The organism is Streptomyces sp. NPDC050287 (genome assembly GCF_044459385.1).
Lineage (GTDB): Bacteria > Actinomycetota > Actinomycetes > Streptomycetales > Streptomycetaceae > Streptomyces.
This window is the reverse complement of the sequence record NZ_JBITIY010000012.1, coordinates 36635-51288: the sequence shown is the minus strand read 5'-3', so window position 1 is coordinate 51288 and position 14654 is coordinate 36635. Positions and strand designations below refer to the sequence as shown.

Annotated in this window: 16 protein-coding genes; 6 read left to right on the top strand and 10 right to left on the bottom strand. The window is 69.7% G+C overall.

Features of this window, described 5'->3' with window-relative positions; genetic code table 11:
• Positions 1-4: 4 nt before the first annotated feature.
• The 4 genes from ACIBK3_RS34300 to ACIBK3_RS34285 form a co-directional block, all read right to left on the bottom strand.
• A complete protein-coding gene (locus ACIBK3_RS34300; protein ID WP_399371438.1) occupies positions 5-2065 on the bottom strand; it encodes a discoidin domain-containing protein in 2061 nt (686 codons plus the stop codon).
• A gap of 196 nt (positions 2066-2261) precedes the next feature.
• Positions 2262-2921: a YceI family protein gene (locus ACIBK3_RS34295; protein WP_399371436.1), complete on the bottom strand. Its 660-nt coding sequence runs from the start codon at positions 2919-2921 to the stop codon at positions 2262-2264.
• Between the two features lie 170 nt (positions 2922-3091).
• Positions 3092-4684 carry a cation acetate symporter gene (locus ACIBK3_RS34290; RefSeq protein ID WP_399371435.1) on the bottom strand — a complete coding sequence of 531 codons (1593 nt, stop codon included), beginning with the start codon at positions 4682-4684 and terminating at the stop codon, positions 3092-3094.
• The gene (locus tag ACIBK3_RS34285; protein ID WP_399371433.1) at positions 4678-4983 is read right to left on the bottom strand and encodes a DUF485 domain-containing protein; all 306 of its coding nucleotides are present in this window, start codon (positions 4981-4983) and stop codon (positions 4678-4680) included. Before ACIBK3_RS34285 ends, ACIBK3_RS34290 begins: the two co-directional genes overlap by 7 nt.
• A 678-nt stretch (positions 4984-5661) precedes the next feature.
• Here ACIBK3_RS34285 and ACIBK3_RS34280 point away from each other — a divergent pair.
• Positions 5662-6408 carry a DUF4142 domain-containing protein gene (locus ACIBK3_RS34280; protein WP_399371432.1) on the top strand — a complete coding sequence of 249 codons (747 nt, stop codon included), beginning with the start codon at positions 5662-5664 and terminating at the stop codon, positions 6406-6408.
• Positions 6409-6588: 180 nt separating this feature from the next.
• Here ACIBK3_RS34280 and ACIBK3_RS34275 read toward each other — a convergent pair whose 3' ends face one another.
• Positions 6589-7131, bottom strand: coding sequence for a MarR family winged helix-turn-helix transcriptional regulator (locus ACIBK3_RS34275; protein ID WP_399371430.1), 543 nt, complete (start codon positions 7129-7131; stop codon positions 6589-6591).
• Positions 7132-7448: 317 nt separating this feature from the next.
• Positions 7449-8990, bottom strand: a complete 1542-nt coding sequence (locus ACIBK3_RS34270; RefSeq protein ID WP_399371429.1) for an MFS transporter — start codon at positions 8988-8990, stop codon at positions 7449-7451.
• Positions 8991-9415: 425 nt separating this feature from the next.
• On the opposite strand from ACIBK3_RS34270, the gene ACIBK3_RS34265 reads away from it, so the two are divergent.
• The 4 genes from ACIBK3_RS34265 to ACIBK3_RS34250 all read left to right on the top strand — a co-directional run bounded on the left by ACIBK3_RS34265 (position 9416) and on the right by ACIBK3_RS34250 (position 11810).
• Positions 9416-10264 carry a serine/threonine protein kinase gene (locus tag ACIBK3_RS34265; protein ID WP_399371428.1) on the top strand — a complete coding sequence of 283 codons (849 nt, stop codon included), beginning with the start codon at positions 9416-9418 and terminating at the stop codon, positions 10262-10264.
• Positions 10265-10376: 112 nt separating this feature from the next.
• On the top strand, positions 10377-10751 hold the full coding sequence (locus ACIBK3_RS34260) for an SH3 domain-containing protein (protein WP_399371427.1): 375 nt from the start codon (positions 10377-10379) through the stop codon (positions 10749-10751).
• 48 nt (positions 10752-10799) lie between these two features.
• Complete coding sequence (locus ACIBK3_RS34255) at positions 10800-11174, top strand: peptidase M23 (protein WP_399371425.1); 375 nt, start codon at positions 10800-10802, stop codon at positions 11172-11174.
• A gap of 126 nt (positions 11175-11300) precedes the next feature.
• On the top strand, positions 11301-11810 hold the full coding sequence (locus ACIBK3_RS34250) for a carboxymuconolactone decarboxylase family protein (RefSeq protein WP_399371424.1): 510 nt from the start codon (positions 11301-11303) through the stop codon (positions 11808-11810).
• Positions 11811-11999: 189 nt separating this feature from the next.
• Here the strand turns inward: ACIBK3_RS34250 and ykgO are convergent, their stop codons facing one another.
• The 4 genes from ykgO to ACIBK3_RS34230 all read right to left on the bottom strand — a co-directional run bounded on the left by ykgO (position 12000) and on the right by ACIBK3_RS34230 (position 13366).
• Positions 12000-12122: a type B 50S ribosomal protein L36 gene (gene ykgO / locus ACIBK3_RS34245; RefSeq protein ID WP_030678658.1), complete on the bottom strand. Its 123-nt coding sequence runs from the start codon at positions 12120-12122 to the stop codon at positions 12000-12002.
• 35 nt (positions 12123-12157) lie between these two features.
• Entirely contained in the window at positions 12158-12421 is a 264-nt protein-coding gene (locus ACIBK3_RS34240; RefSeq protein ID WP_399371423.1) for a type B 50S ribosomal protein L31, read from the bottom strand.
• Between the two features lie 46 nt (positions 12422-12467).
• Positions 12468-12632, bottom strand: a complete 165-nt coding sequence (gene rpmG / locus ACIBK3_RS34235; RefSeq protein WP_399371421.1) for a 50S ribosomal protein L33 — start codon at positions 12630-12632, stop codon at positions 12468-12470.
• Between the two features lie 242 nt (positions 12633-12874).
• The gene (locus ACIBK3_RS34230; RefSeq protein ID WP_399371420.1) at positions 12875-13366 is read right to left on the bottom strand and encodes a hypothetical protein; all 492 of its coding nucleotides are present in this window, start codon (positions 13364-13366) and stop codon (positions 12875-12877) included.
• Between the two features lie 128 nt (positions 13367-13494).
• On the opposite strand from ACIBK3_RS34230, the gene ACIBK3_RS34225 reads away from it, so the two are divergent.
• Positions 13495-14544, top strand: a complete 1050-nt coding sequence (locus ACIBK3_RS34225) for a helix-turn-helix domain-containing protein (protein WP_399371418.1) — start codon at positions 13495-13497, stop codon at positions 14542-14544.
• The last annotated feature ends 110 nt before the right edge of the window (positions 14545-14654 follow it).

The following is a 14654-nucleotide window of genomic DNA, read 5'->3' as shown; positions in this document are numbered from 1 at the left end:
GCCGTCAGCTGCTGTGGACGCCCACCTCACTCAGCGAGTATCCCCAGTCGGTGCCGCGGGCCAGGCCCACCACGCGGACGTAGCGGGCGGGCGCGGCGGTGAAGCGGGCGGTGTCCAGGCCGCCGTCGCCCGACGTCGTGGACCAGGCGGTCCGCCAGTTCACGCCGTCGGTGGACAGGTCGATGCGGTACGACTTCCCGTACGCGCGTTCCCAGTCGAGCGTGACCCGCGCGACCCGGTGTGTGGAGCCCAGGTCGATCCGCAGCCACTGGTCGTCGCTCCAGTCGGCGGCCCAGCGGGTGCCCGGGTCGCCGTCCACGGCGCGGCCGGGCGCGTAGCTCGTGAACGGGTTGGACTCCGACGAACTGGCCGTGGCGGACGCCCCCTCGGCGAGGTTGGCCGCGGCCTGGTGCTTCTCGGAGGCTCCCCAGGTGCCGAGGTAAGACTCGGCGCCCCGGAAGAGGTCGTTCACCACGTCCTGCCCGGCTACGCGCCGGATGTCCTCGATCCAGTCCGGGACCAGACCGTAGTGCGCGGCTCCGTCGGTGTTCAGGTCCCAGGTGCGCTCGCCGGTGCTCTGCCGGTCGATGACGGAGCCGCCGTCTACGCTCTTGAAGGGGTACGTCACCCGGTTCGGGGCGTTGGCGCCGCGCGGGGCCGGCCAGCCGCCGACGCCGTTCATGTCGGTGCCGAAGCCGTAGCCCACGCCGTACTTGTCGCGCAGGGCGTCGGTGCGCTTCGCCTCGGCGCCGAACTGCTCGGAACCGTGCATGTACTGGGCGACGAAGCCGCCGAGGCCGTAGACCCGCTCGGTCCAGTTCAGGTCCATCCAGCTGTGCGAGGACAGCACGCCGGGATACGACGCCGACTCGAAGATGTCGAGCACCCGGCCGGTGGCCTTGACGCTCATGTGGTCGATCTCCAGCATCATCTTGCGTTGCATCATGCCGCGGACGGCGTACTCGCCGAGGTCGGTGAGCCCGCGGGTGTTGCACTGCGCTTCCGCGTCGTACGACGGCACCTCCACGCCCGCCGGAAGGTCCTTCTCGGCCGCGGAGGAGGCGGTTCCGATGGGGTTGTCGTGCTGGGGGCCGGTGCACTTCTCCGTCTTCCAGAAGGTGCCGGTCGACAGGAACTGCCCGACGTTGATGGCCGTTCCGAGGCCGCCCTCGTCGAAGCGGACCCCGCACAGCGCGTTGTCGAACTTGTGGCACAGGAACATGCTGCGCACGCCCAGCGCGTACAGCTCGTCCAGGCCCTTGTCGATGTCGGCCCTGCTGCACTGCGCGATGTCCAGCACCTGCTTGCAGCCGAACGGTTCGGAGGTCTCGACGCCCAGGACGACCGCCAGCTTGCCCTGCTCGACGACCTGTCGGGCCTGGGCGCTGTCGGTGACGATCCGGAACCAGCCCTTGCCGGTGCCGCCGTACATCGCGTCGACGTAGGCCTGGAGGTCGTACGTCAGCTTCGCCTGGAGGCGGATCGACGTCATCTCGTCGCAGCCGCGGTCCTTGAAGAAGTACACCGAGCAGATCACACCGTTGGTGACGAGGTCGTTGACGAGCACCCGCTGGCCGCCGCGCCAGGCGCGCTCCACCCAGGCGTAGTAGTTCTGCTGGTGGGTCAGCGAGTCGTACGCGGGCCAGTCCTTGAAGGTGGGCCAGCCGACCGGGTCGTGCTTGCCGTCGCCGCCGCGGGTGATGTAGTCGAAGACGGCGAGCGAGCCGTCGGGGTAGTGCTCGGGGCAGTCCTTGAGCGCGTCCGCGATGCCGGCCGGGGAGAACGTCTTCCCGCAGATCAGCCGTCCGCCGAAGCCCTCGTTGGCGAACAGGTGGTTGTGCGCGTCGACGAAGCCGCGCACCTCGCCCCGGGCGTCGGTGCCGGTGAACGGCTCACCGGTCACGCCGATGCCGGAGTCCGGTGCGGGGCGTGCGGTCGGGACCCACCAGTCGGTCCCGGCCGCCGAACTCGGCGTGGGGCCAAGGGCCATGGCCAGCACGAGGAGGAGCAGCGAGACCAACGTGAGGTCTTTGCGCCGGCGGTACGGGCGTCCGGTCCTGGTCACTGCCACGTCCCTCGGTCGGCGGGATGGCACGGTCGACGAGAGCGCTCGGCTGTCCAGCACTTGTCATGACCGGCACAAGATATGCGACGAGGATCGTGGCGCACGGCTTCCGAGTCAAGAGTCCGGGACGCTTGACCTGATGGGACCACGACGCTGCCCGGACACCGGTGGGTGTCCGGGCCGCGCGAGAGTGCGGTCAGGCCGCCGGGAGCGTGCGGATGGCGGCGATGTCGAACTGGAGACGGACCTTCTCACTCACCATGGCGCCGCCTTCGGCCAGTTTCGAGCTGTACGTCAGACCCCACTCCGAGCGGTTGATGGTGGTGGTTCCGTCGAAGCCCACCCGCTCATAGCCGAAGGGGTCGACGACGTGCCCTATGTACGTGAGCTCCAGGACGACGGGGCGGGTCGTGGCCTTGATGGTGAGGTCGCCGGTCATCCGGTAGACATCCGCACCCACCACGTCCACGCCGGTGCTGGCGAACCGCATCCGCGGATAGGTCCCGGCATCCAGGAAGTCCCGCCCCACGAGATGGGCGTCGCGCTGCTCCACGCCCGTGTCGACGCTGGCGGCGGACAGGATGATCTCAGCCTCCGAGCGGGCCGGGTCGCGGCCGTCGAAGTAGAGGCGGCTCTGGTACTCCGCGAAAGCCCCCCGCACCGTGGTCACCATGGCGTGCCGCACCGAGAAACCGATCCTGCTGTGTGCGGGGTCGATGACCCACTCTCCGGTCAGGGCCGCCAGACGGGGATCCGGAAGGAGCGCCGGGTCGGCGCCCGGCGACCCGGCGGAGGACACAGGGGCGACGGCGGGCTCCGGGCGGCGGAACACAGTGCCACGGCTGAACAAGTTCATGATTCACCTGATTACTGCACGAGAGATCTTGCCGCAAGCCCGTATCGAGCTCCGGCCCTTTGTGGACCCACACCGCACAACCTGCTCACTTCCCGGGCATGAACGGGCCGCAAAAGCTCCACACATTCACCACCCGGCCCGTGGCGAGCCGCTGACCTGCTCGAATACCCCTATTCGGCTCCGACAAGGGTGCGGACCTCGAAATCGTCATAGATTTCGGGCACTTCGCGCCGACTCAGAACCGAGCCGAGCCAGCCCAGCAGGAAACCGGCCGGAATGGAGACGATGCCGGGATTCTGCAGCGGGAACCACGCGAAATCGGTGTCCGGATAGAGCGAGGCAGGTGTGGAGGAGACGACGGGAGAGAAGACGACGAGCAGCACGGAGCTCACCAGGCCGCCACAGAGGCTGAGCAGAGCTCCCTGTGCGGTGAAGCGCCGCCAGAACAGCGTGTAGACGAGCGTCGGCAGGATGGCGGACGCGGCGATGGCGAAGGCGAGGAAGGCCAGCGTGGCCGTGTTGGCGCCCCAGGAGACCAGTGCCAGCAGGATACCGAGGATGCCGATGACGGCCGCCGCGAGCCGGGCCACGGCCAGTTCCTCCGTCTCCTTCGCCCTGCCCTTGCGGATCACCTCACCGTAGAGGTCGTGGGCGAGCGAGGAGGCCGCGGCCAGGGTGAGGCCGGCGGCGACCGCCAGCAGCGTGACGAAGGCCAGGCAGGACAGCAGGGCCGTGAGGACTCCGCCGCCCAGGGCGTGCGCCAGCAGCAGGACGGCCGCGTCGCCCTTGCGGTCGGTCTCGGCGATGGTGTCGCTGCCCACGATCGCGGCGGCGCCCAGGCCGAGGATGCCGGCGGCCAGGCAGACCAGGCTGACCAGGCCCATGGCCCACACCACCGAGGAGCGCAGGACGGCTGTCTTCCTGGGGGCGAGCAGCCGCATCATCACGTGCGGGAGCGCGGCCAGGCCGAGCACGATGGCCAACTGCAGGCTGAAGAAGTCGAGTTTGCTGGTGGTGCTGGCGCCGTAGCGAAGCCCGGGCTCCAGGAACCGCGTTCCCGTGCCGCTGTTGTCGGCGGCGGCGCCGAGCAGGGCGTTCACGTTCCAGTCGAAGTGGTTGAGGACCATCACGGCGGTCACGGTGACCCCCGAGATCAGCATGACGGCCTTGACGATCTGGATGAACGTGGCTCCGGGCATGCCGCCGATGGCCGCGTACACGATGACGACGGTACCGATGACGACGACGCACAGGGTGCGGGTGGCGGCACTGGGCTCGCCGGTGAACTGGGTCAGCAGCGCGACGCTGCCGACCAGTTGGGCCACCAGGTAGAGGGTGGTGATGACCAGCGTGCAGACGGCCAGGGCGAGTCGCACCGGCCGCTGCGAGCGCGGCAACCGCAGCGCCAGCGTGTCACCCAGGGTGTACTTGCCCGCGTTGCGGAGCGGTTCGGCGATCAGCAGCAGGACCATCATCCAGGCGATGGCGGTGCCACCGAGGTACAGCAGACCGTCATAGCCGGTCAGGGCGACCAGACCGGTACTGCCCAACAAGGTCGCGGCCGACAGGTAGTCCCCGCACATCGCCAGCCCGTTGCGCAGCGGTGTCATGGTGCGGTCGCCGAGGTAGAACTCGCTGATCTCGTCGCGCTGCGGTGCGGTCAGCAACGCGGTGAACAACGTCACCACGACGACGGACAGGAAGAGCACGACCGTCAGTTGCAGGCCGAAGCGGTCCACGACCGCGGCCCCGGTCGTCACCATGGGCGGAACTCTCCGGCGCCGGGGGCCACCGGCGGCTCGGCCGCCGCCCGGCCGCGGGCGGCGGCTTCCTCGCGGTGGCGGGCGAGCCCGCGCAGACCGCGGGCCACCGGGGTGAACCGGGTGCGCATATGGACGAGATAGCGCCACACGATCACGGCCATCAGCACGAACTGTCCCAGCCCCAGGGCCAGTCCGAGGGTGAAGTGGCCGCTCAGGGAACTGTTCATCAGCCCTGGTGCGAAACTGGACAGCAGGACATAGAGAAGAAAACCGCCCACGGCGGCAGCCGTCGACCTCACGGAGAATCGGCGGTGGGCTCGACGGAGGGACTGATAAGCGGGATCGTGGGACACCGATCGGAGCTCCGCATGTCCGGGGGACGTCTCGGAGTGTGGCGGCGGTCCGTCGAATCGCATGGAATGCCCTGACAAAATCGCACCTTCCCTGCTGCTTCACGCCGTGCGCCCGGCCTCCGTCGAGCTGTCGGCCGACCAACTCTCAGGCGCGTCGGGCACACTTGAGTCATGCTCTGTGCGGACTGTGTGGGGAGTCCGTGAATCCGAAATGCGCGTGATCCGAATTCTCGGTGGAACAGGGCCCTGTTCGGCGTCCGATCGGTACGTCGATGGGTGGCGACGTCGCCGGGAGGGGATTGTTGCAGCGCTCCCGTTGAACAATCAACCGGCGGGATCATTCAATTTCCGGGCCTGACTCATTCGGACGCGGCGGCGCGTTCCCAGTCTGCCGGACAGCCTGCGGAAAGGTCATCGCCCGGAACAGGTCTGCACCTTTTCCCCGGCCAGGTTGTCTCAAATGCGGCGCACCACTTCCGCGTTGACCCGCACCGAGCCGAACCTCCTCACCCGTGGCGTGACGGACCGCACAGAGCAGAGTGCAAAATTTAGCCTGAGCAATGATGGATCGGCGCGCCCCGTCCGTATCTCCAGGCGTACGAGCCGCTCGTGACTGGAGGTTCCATGCCCCTCTCCCACAAGAAGCTGGGCAGCGTCTTCGTGTTCGGTGCGCTGGGTCTGACCCTCACCGCCCTCGCCTACCCCGCCGTGCTCGGAGTGGAGAACACGACCAGCTCCACCGACCGGATCATCGCCAACACGCGGTACGGCCCGATCACCGAGGCCGACCGTGACTTCGTGGTCAAGGTGCGGGCGGCCGGGCTGTGGGAGTACCCCCTGGGCGAGATGGTGATGGAGCGCGGTACGACCCCGGCCATGAAGGAGGCCGGCAAGCACCTGGTCGTCGGCCACGCCGGCCTCGACGAGCTGTGCCGCAAGATCTCGACCGAGCTCGGTGTCACGCTGCCCAACCAGGCGAGCCCCCAGCAGCAGCAGTTCGTGGCGACCGTCGACGGGAGCAGCGGCAGGGAGTTCGACTCGACCGCGGTCACCATCATGCGGGTGACCCACGGACAGATCTTCCCGACGGTCGCGAAGATCCGCGCCAGCACCAGGAACACCATGGTCCGTCAGCTGGCCGACCTGGCCAACGACACCGTGCTGGACCACATCACCGTGCTGGAGAGGACCGGTCTGGTCAATCACGAGCAGGTCAACGTCCAGCAGACCACTGATCCGAAGATGCCCAAGGAGCAGCTGACCCCTCCCCCGCCGCAGCCGGGTGCACCGGTCCTCGTCCTCAAGCCGCGACCGGACCTGAACATCAACACCGCGGCCCCGTCCCCGACACCGGCGCCGTCGGCCGGCTAGGTGGGCTGACCCGTGAGGTCATCGCGCCGGCCTCTGCCGTCGAACCAGAGGTCGGTGGTGATACCGCTGCTCCCACCGTTGAGGCGCCCCTGGCCGGGTGTCATGGCGGATGAACAATGACGGCGTGCGGAGAAGTCCTCCGTTGAGCAACGCCCCGAGCCGGCCCGCCACGGCCGACCGTCAGGCGCCGTGGGGGACGACGACGGGCATCGCCCAGCTCAGCGGGGGCAGTTCGGGATCGTCGAGGACCGGGGCCGGGGAGCATGCCTGTCCCGCGGCCGCGTTGAACGAGGTGAGCGCCTCGACGAGCGCGGCCCGCTGCTGGGGCGGGAGGTGTTCGACGATCGTGGTGATCTCCGCACGGCGCCGGGCGGTGACGTTCTCGACGGCGCGCCGCCCTTCCTCGGTGAGCCGTAGCCGGGTCTCCCGGCGGTTGTCGGGGTTGGTCTGCCGGTCGGCGAGTCCGGCCGCGATCAGGCGGTCGACCATGCGCATCGCGGTGGAGGGCGCGACCTGGAGCAGATCGGCGAGCGTGACCAGCTTTGTCGCGCCGCGTGTCGACAGCACCATCATCATCCGGAACTGCGGCAGCGTCACGCGTTCCTCGACTTCGGCGAGCGACCGGGCGGACACGGCGACCAGGAGCCGCGAGGCGGTCAGGACCGCATGGGTGACGGCGTCGACGTCATCCAGGGGCCCCGCAGGGCTCTCACGCTCCGGCATGCGTCCTTTCTACGTGCCAAAGTCCCTGCTCACCCAGCCGACGGGGACAGATTTTCCTCACTCATGACCCTTCGGCACAGCTGCCGGACGCCCGCACCCGGTGAGGCACGAGATGTGCCCGGACATGCGTGAACCCCGTCGCGCGAGGAGCGGGACGGGGTTCACGGTCGAGCGCCGGGCAGGCCTTGCACCTGCATCTCCCCGCAGGAAGCGGGGCGTCTTTCCTTGGACCACCAACGCACCGTCGGACACCGGTGGTTCGGCGCCGCGTTGTGGATCAAGCATACCGCAGCCGGACCGTTGGGATGACCGGCTGGTCAGCGCACGCCCGTGTGGTGCCGTTCCACGCGGTACAGGTCCGTGGAGGTGCTGATCAGTTCCCGCTGTTCCTCGGGTGAACCGACCATCGGCTGCGAGCCGTTGAGCGGTACCTGGGCGCTCTCCGGCAGGAACCTCACCGTCACCAGGCCGATGGCGCCGGCCAGCATCAGGTAGTAGGCGGGCATCAGGTCGTCGCCGGTGAGGCTGACCAGTGCCTCGGTCACCAGTGGAGTGGTGCCTCCGAAAGCGGCGACGGCGAAGTTGAAGCCGATGCCCATGGCCGCGTAGCGGACCGCGGTCGGAAACAGCGCCGGCAGGGTGGCGGCGCTCGGGGCGGCGAAACAGGCCAGCAGGGTGGACAGGATGAGGACGCCGAAGATCGGCGGCCAGGTTCCGTCCGCCTTGATCAGGAGGAAGGACGGGACCGCGAGGACGATCATCGCGGCCGCCGCGACCCCGTAGAGGGGCCGCCGCCCGACGCGGTCGCTGAGCCGGCCGAGGAAGGTGATCAGCAGCACGATCCACACCATGCCGATCAGGACCAGGACGTCGGCGGAACTGCTGGAGCGGTTCAGGGTCTCCGTCTGGTAGGTGGGCAGGAAGCCGGTGACCATGTAGTTGGTGACGTTGTAGAGCAGGACGAGGCCCATGCAGACGAGCAGGGGCCGCCAGTGGTCCTTGACGATGGTCCGCAGCTCGCTGCCCGCCGACTCCTGGGCGAGGCTCTTCTCGTGCTCGTCCAACTGCTGCTGGAAGGCAGGGGACTCCTCCAGCTTGAGCCGCATGTACAGCCCGATGACACCGAGCGGTCCGGCGATCAGGAACGGGATGCGCCAGCCCCAGGAGAGCATCTCGGCGTCGGTGAGCAGCAGGTTCAGCAGGGTTACCAGGGCGGAGCCGAGCGCGTATCCGGTGAAGGTGCCGAAGTCGAGCCAGCTGGAGAGGAATCCGCGGCGGCGGTCCGGTGAGTACTCGGCGACGAAGGTGGTGGCGCCGCCGTACTCGCCGCCGGTGGAGAAGCCCTGGACCATGCGGGCGAGCAGCAGCAGGATCGGGGCGGCGATGCCGATCGTGGCGTAGTCGGGGATCAGGCCGATGGCGAAGGTGCCGGCCGCCATCATGATCATGGTGGTGGCGAGCACCTTCTGCCGCCCGATACGGTCGCCCAGCGGGCCGAAGACCAGGCCGCCGAGGGGTCGTACGACGAACGCGGCGGCGAAGGTCGCGAAGGACGAGATCACCTGGGCGGCCGGCGAGGCACCCGGGAAGAACACCTTGCCGAGGGTTGCGGCGAGGTAGCTGTAGACGCCGAAGTCGAACCATTCCATGCAGTTGCCGAGCGCGGAGGCCCCGACGGCCCGCTTCAGCAGCGGCGGTTCGACGACCTGGACGTCCTCCTCGCGGAAGGCACGCTTGTTCCGGCGCAGCCGCCGGGTCAGTTCCTCCCGGACCTGGTGCGGGAGGTTGGTGACGGACTTCGGGACGGGGCCCCTGTTCGGCCGACCTGGCTGGTCCTCCAGCTTCTCGCGTGCCACCATTGCCGCCTTTCTCCCGACATCGTCTGTACCGCGCCGGTCGTCCGGCGCTCGTCAGTGCTGCTGCCCGGGTTTGCGCGTGCCACACAGCAAACATCCGCTCTCAACGGACCGGCGGCGGCGACCTGCGATCGGTTGTGGCCCCGGGGACGGGGAACGGCCCGGGCGCGGCCCGGCTGTCGGTGACCTCAGCGACGGCGACGGCGACGGCTGATGCTGCCGAGACGGGCATGGATGAGCGCCTTTTCCCTGGTGGCGACGGGGGTCACGGAACCGCAGCGGCCGGATGTCCGGATCCTGTCAGGACAGTTGCGCCCGTGAGACGAAAGGGCGGGGTACGACCTGTTCCGGCGTTCCGGAAAGGACTTCGGGACCCTAAAATCCCGGTGACCACTGCGGGGAATGAGTTCGACGGGGGAATGAGAGTTATGGACACGGTTATCGTGCAGTTGCCCGACGAAACACCGGCGCGGCGCGGAAGAATGGGACAGAAACCGCGGCTTCTGCACATGGGGCCGGGTGAGACGAAGGACTTCGGCCGGGGAGTTCCCGGCGACGTACCGGCCATCGTGCTGACCGATCCGGGGGTGTCGCGCACCGCGGGACGCATCGAAGCCGCGGGGGATTTCTGGAGGTTGTCGAACTTCAGCGCCACGTCCACCTATGTGGTGGAGAACCTCGAAGGGGCCGGCGAGTACGTCAAGGTGGCGCCGGGGCGGCTCGGTGCTCCCGTTCCGTTCGAGTTCTCCCGAGTGGTGCTGCCCGCGCTGGACGGCACCGCCACGTTCAAGGTCTTCGCGCCGCAGCACGCCTACGCACAGCACGGGGCGGGTCCGGACTACGGGGAGCGGACCATCAGCCCCTTCTCCCTCGACCCGACGTCGAAGTACTTCCTGGTCCTGGTCGCCCTGTGCGAGCCCAGGCTGCGCAGTTCCTCCGGCGCGGCACTGCCCGGGGCCGGGGAGATCGTGGAGCGACTGCGCCCGCTGGAGTCGTGCCGCGACCTGACCCGCTCGGCCGTCAACTACCACGTCGACTACCTGACGTCCGCGAAGCTGCGGCTGCGGACCGTGCAGGAGGAGGACCTGTCGGCGTACGGTCCCAAGGACGGCGGCCGGGTGGGCGCCAAGCGCGAGGACCTGGTGACGCTGGCGCTGCGTTTCGACCTGGTGCGCGAGGAGCACCTGTCGCTGCTGCCCCGGCGCACCGCCGCGCCCTGTCCGCCGGCCGCCTCCGAAACGGCGGGACCGCCGTCTCCCGCGCACGGGTACCGCTGATCCGGCGCCGTCCCTGACATCTGTCAGGGACCCCGTCGCCTCACCTCTCCCTAAGGTGCTGAGTGCCGGCCAGGTGCCGCGCACGACCACATCACCACAGGGGGAACACATCATGCCCACACGCATCCTCACCAGGGCCGCACTCGTCGGCGCCGGCGCGCTCGCCCTGCTCGGCCCGATCGCGGCCACGTCCGCCGTCGCGGCCTCCGACACCGGCCAGGGCTCCGCCGTCGCGCTCGGGGCCCCGTACGGGGTCGAGCCGTACGAGACGGTCAACGTCCGTTCGGGCCCGGCCACTTGGTACGACAAGGTCGGCAGCGTCGCGGCGGGCCAGCCGCGCGGTGCCTTCTGCTGGAAGCACGGCGAGACCATCCGCGACAACGGCTACGTCAACGACGTCTGGGTGCAGCTCGCCGAGGGCTACGTCAGCGCCGTCTACCTCAAGGGCGACCAGTACGGCGGCCTGCCCGCCTCCGCCGTCTGCTGAACCACACCGCCGAGCACTCGGACCACACCACACCAAGGGGGACCACACATGAAGCGTCTGATACGCCGTTCCGCGACCGCCCTGGCTGTCGCCGCGCTCGCCACGGGCGCCCTCGCCACCACGGCGCAGGCCGCGCCCGCGACGGCGAACGGCGGTGACCCGACCCTCACCGACGTCTACATCTGGGCGACCGACGTCAATCTGCGCGCGCAGCCGACCACCTCTTCCCCGGTGCTCGCCGTCCGCTCGAAGTACTGGCTGGACGCCGTGTGCCAGAAGCAGGGCCAGACCATCACCGACCCCGCCGTCGGGACGAACAACTGGTGGACCGCCGTCCAGGAGTTGTCCGGCAGCGACATCGCCTATGTGAACAACCTGTACCTCCGGGGTGGCCAGAAGATCGCGGGTGTCCCGGACTGCTGACCTCGGTCCGCCGCCGGCACCGGGTGCCGCTCCGCATGCCCGCTCGCCTGACCCCGGCCCGCCTTCCGGCGCGGCCGGGGTTCTCGGCGCGTGATAGGACGATCAGCGAGAGATCGCGATCGAGGAGTGCACGTGACAGATACGGCAGCGGCGGCCACCGGCGTACGGGTCTTCGTCGACAAGCAGAGTCCCGAGGCGTATCGGGCCCTGACCGCCACGGCCGAGGCCGTACGCGCTGCCGCCGCCGCGGCGGGGCTGGACCGGGTGCTCGTCGAGCTCGTCAACATCCGGGTGTCCCAGCTCAACGCCTGCGCGTACTGCCTCAACCTGCACACGAGGGCCGCGCTGCGGGCCGGGGAGACCACACAGCGGCTGGGCGTCCTGCCGGCCTGGCGGGACACCCAGCTGTTCACGCCCCGGGAGCGGGCCGCGCTCGCGCTGGCCGAGGCCACCACGCGTCCGGCGGACGGCCGGACGCAGGAGAGCGCCTACGCCGAGGCGCGGGCCGTGCTCTCCGACGACGAGATATCGGCAGTGATCTGGGTGGCGATCACGATCAACGCCTTCAACCGCGTGTCGGTCATGAGCAAGCATCCCGTACGGGCGGCACCGGTGCCGCCACCGGCATCGGTATGAGGGCTCGCGGGCCTGCCGGTGCCTGACGCGGGCCGGCCGGTGTCTGGGGAGGGCAGGCCGGTGTCTGAGGAGGGCCAGGTCTGCCGTGTCGCCGGGTCCGGGACAGGCGTCGGCCCACGCGGGTCCGGGACAGCGGTCGGCCCGGCACCGCGTGTCGCGGGGCCGGGCCGACCGGACGGACGTGTCGCCTCAGCCCTGGCGGGCCTTGAAGCGCGGGTCCTTCTTGTTGATCACGTAGGTCACGCCCCGGCGGCGTACCACCTGGGCCCCCGGCTTGGACTTCAGCGAGCGCAGGGAGTTGCGCACCTTCATGTCCTGTCCTCCTTCCGCTCGGACGCCGGCGTCGGTCAGTGGCGGGCGGTGGCCGCCCTGGCGCCGTAGCGTCGCTCGAACCGCTCCACCCGGCCCGCGGTGTCCATGACTCGCGAGGTGCCGGTGTAGAACGGGTGGCTGGCCGACGAGATCTCGACGTCGATCAGCGGGTAGGTCGCTCCGTCCGTCCACTCGATGGTCCGCGTCGAGGACGCGGTCGAGCGGGTGAGGAACGTGGCTCCCGCCGCGCGGTCGCGGAAGACGACCGGGCGGGAGACGGGGTGGATGTCGGGCCTCATGGTGTGTCCTTCCTTGCCGGCCGTCCGGCGCGGGGGGTGGTTCGGGTCATCGCTTCTCGCGGAAGGCGACGTGCTCACCGGCCACCGGGTCGTACTTGCGCAGGACCAGTCGGTCGGGGTCGTTGAGACGGTTCTTGCGGGTCACGTAGGTGACGCCGGTCCCTGCCGTCGACCTCAGCGTGACGACGGGGCGCACGGTGTTGCGTGCCATGAGGTCCTCCTTTCGCTCACATCACGGGGTTCTTGGTCCGTGCATGTCAGCTACGTGGGTTTCAACGCGGTACCCCACCGGTACATTCCCGCCTCGTCGGAGTGGGTCCACCGGATCGCTCCGGCCGTGCTCTGGCGGGCCGACCCGGACCGTACTAGTCCGGCCGGCCCGGCGAGCACCAGGTACCGGTTCGCGGTGTGACGGCGCCTGCGGCCTCGGCCGCCGGACCGTCGGCTCCCCTGTCAGCGGCTCCTGCGGTAGGTGACGGTGAAGTCCTGCTCCCAGGCGGGCGGGCCGTCGGTCGGTGAGGTCTCCCAGACGCCGTGGATGGTGTCGCCGTCGTCGGCGACCTGCCCCGTGAACCGTTGCCGGAACGCCAGCGGCGAGAAGTCCGGCGTCTCGCGCAGCAGCCGCCACACGCCGCCGGCGAAGGTCATCGCGTACAGCCGTACGATCCCTCGTGAATCGAAGTAGTGCTGTGTGTACGCGCCGGTCTCCGGGTCGGTCGCCACGATCGCCGTGCTGTCCGGGGCCTCGGGGACCGGGATCTCGGAGCGCTGGACCAGGAACCGCCCGTCCAGGGTCCACTCGAACACGGTGCGTCCGGCCGGCGCGGCCAGGTCCGGGAAGCCGGACTCCACCACCCACTCTCCGACGAGGACGTCCAACCTCTTCAGGGCTTCCCTCGGTGCCGATCCGCCCATCGCGCGCTCCTCCGTGCTGGTCTCCGACACGGCCGGTCGCTGACACGGCCGATCTCTGACGTTCCCCCGGAAAAGACGGTTGCGGCGGAGGGAACTCATCGGCCCCGGCGGGTTCTTCCTGCTGTTCCTCCTGGTGCGGGCGGGCGGCCCGAGGTGTGATGAACCGCGCCGCACCGTCGGCCCTCACCTCCGGATCCGCCAAGGGAGTCGTCATCAGCATCACCCTGTCGACCTCTTCGTTGTCCCCCTCCGACCGCGCCGAGTTCTGGCGGGACACCGTCTCCCGCACCTTCTTTCCCCTGGACGTCGAGTTCCATGAGGCGGAGCCGTCCGCGGCGACGATCACCAGCCGTCGCCTGGGCCCGCTCCGGGTCTCGGCCGTCACGGCGGGGCCGCAGCAGGCCGTGCGGGACCGCCGGATGATCGCGCGGGACGGCGAGCACCACCTCACCCTCGCCATCCAGCACTACGGCACCGCCCGGCTGGAACAGGAGCGGCGGGAGGTGTTCCTGGAGCCGGGACAGTTCGCCCTCTCCGACTCGGCGCGGCCGTTCGTGAAGGAGCTGCCCGGCAAGTTCGGTTTCACGGCGTTCCACCTGCCGCGCACCGCGCTCAATGTGACCGACGCGGAGTTACGAGCCGTCACCGCCACGGTCATGTCCGCCACCGGGGGGTGTGCCGGCGTGGTAGCCGCCTATCTGGGCTCCCTCGCCCGGGACGCGGCCGGGGTCGCCCCCGAAACGGCACACCAACTCGGCCTCACTGCCTGCGACTTGCTGGCCGCCCTGGTCCGGGAGCAGCACGGTCGGTTCGTCCCCGAGGACCCCGAGGGGAACCGGGCCATGCTGGTCCGCATCAAGGACCACACGCTCAGGCATCTGGCCGATCCCGAGCTGTCGCCCCAGGCGATCGCGGCGGCGCACCACATATCGGTCCGCTATCTGCACAAACTCTTCGAGGGCGAGGCCACCACACTCACCAGGTGGATCCAGACGAACAGACTGGCCAGGTGCCGCCGGGACCTGGCGCGTCACTCGCTGCGGGGGCCCGGCGTCGCGTCCGTGGCCCGGCGGTGGGGGTTCACGAGCGCGGCGCACTTCAGCCGCGTCTTCCGGGCCGCTTACGGCATGTCGCCCAGCGAATGGCAGGCGGCGGTACGAGCGGGCGAGGACGTACAGGCGCCGGCGTCCGGTGCCGGGCGACGGTGACGTCGTCCCCGGGACACGTGTCCGGGCCCGTTTTCGGACACGGGGCCCACGCGAGGCCGGGTGGGGCCGGGGACGAGACCGCACGGGGCCGCACACGACGCCGCATGGGG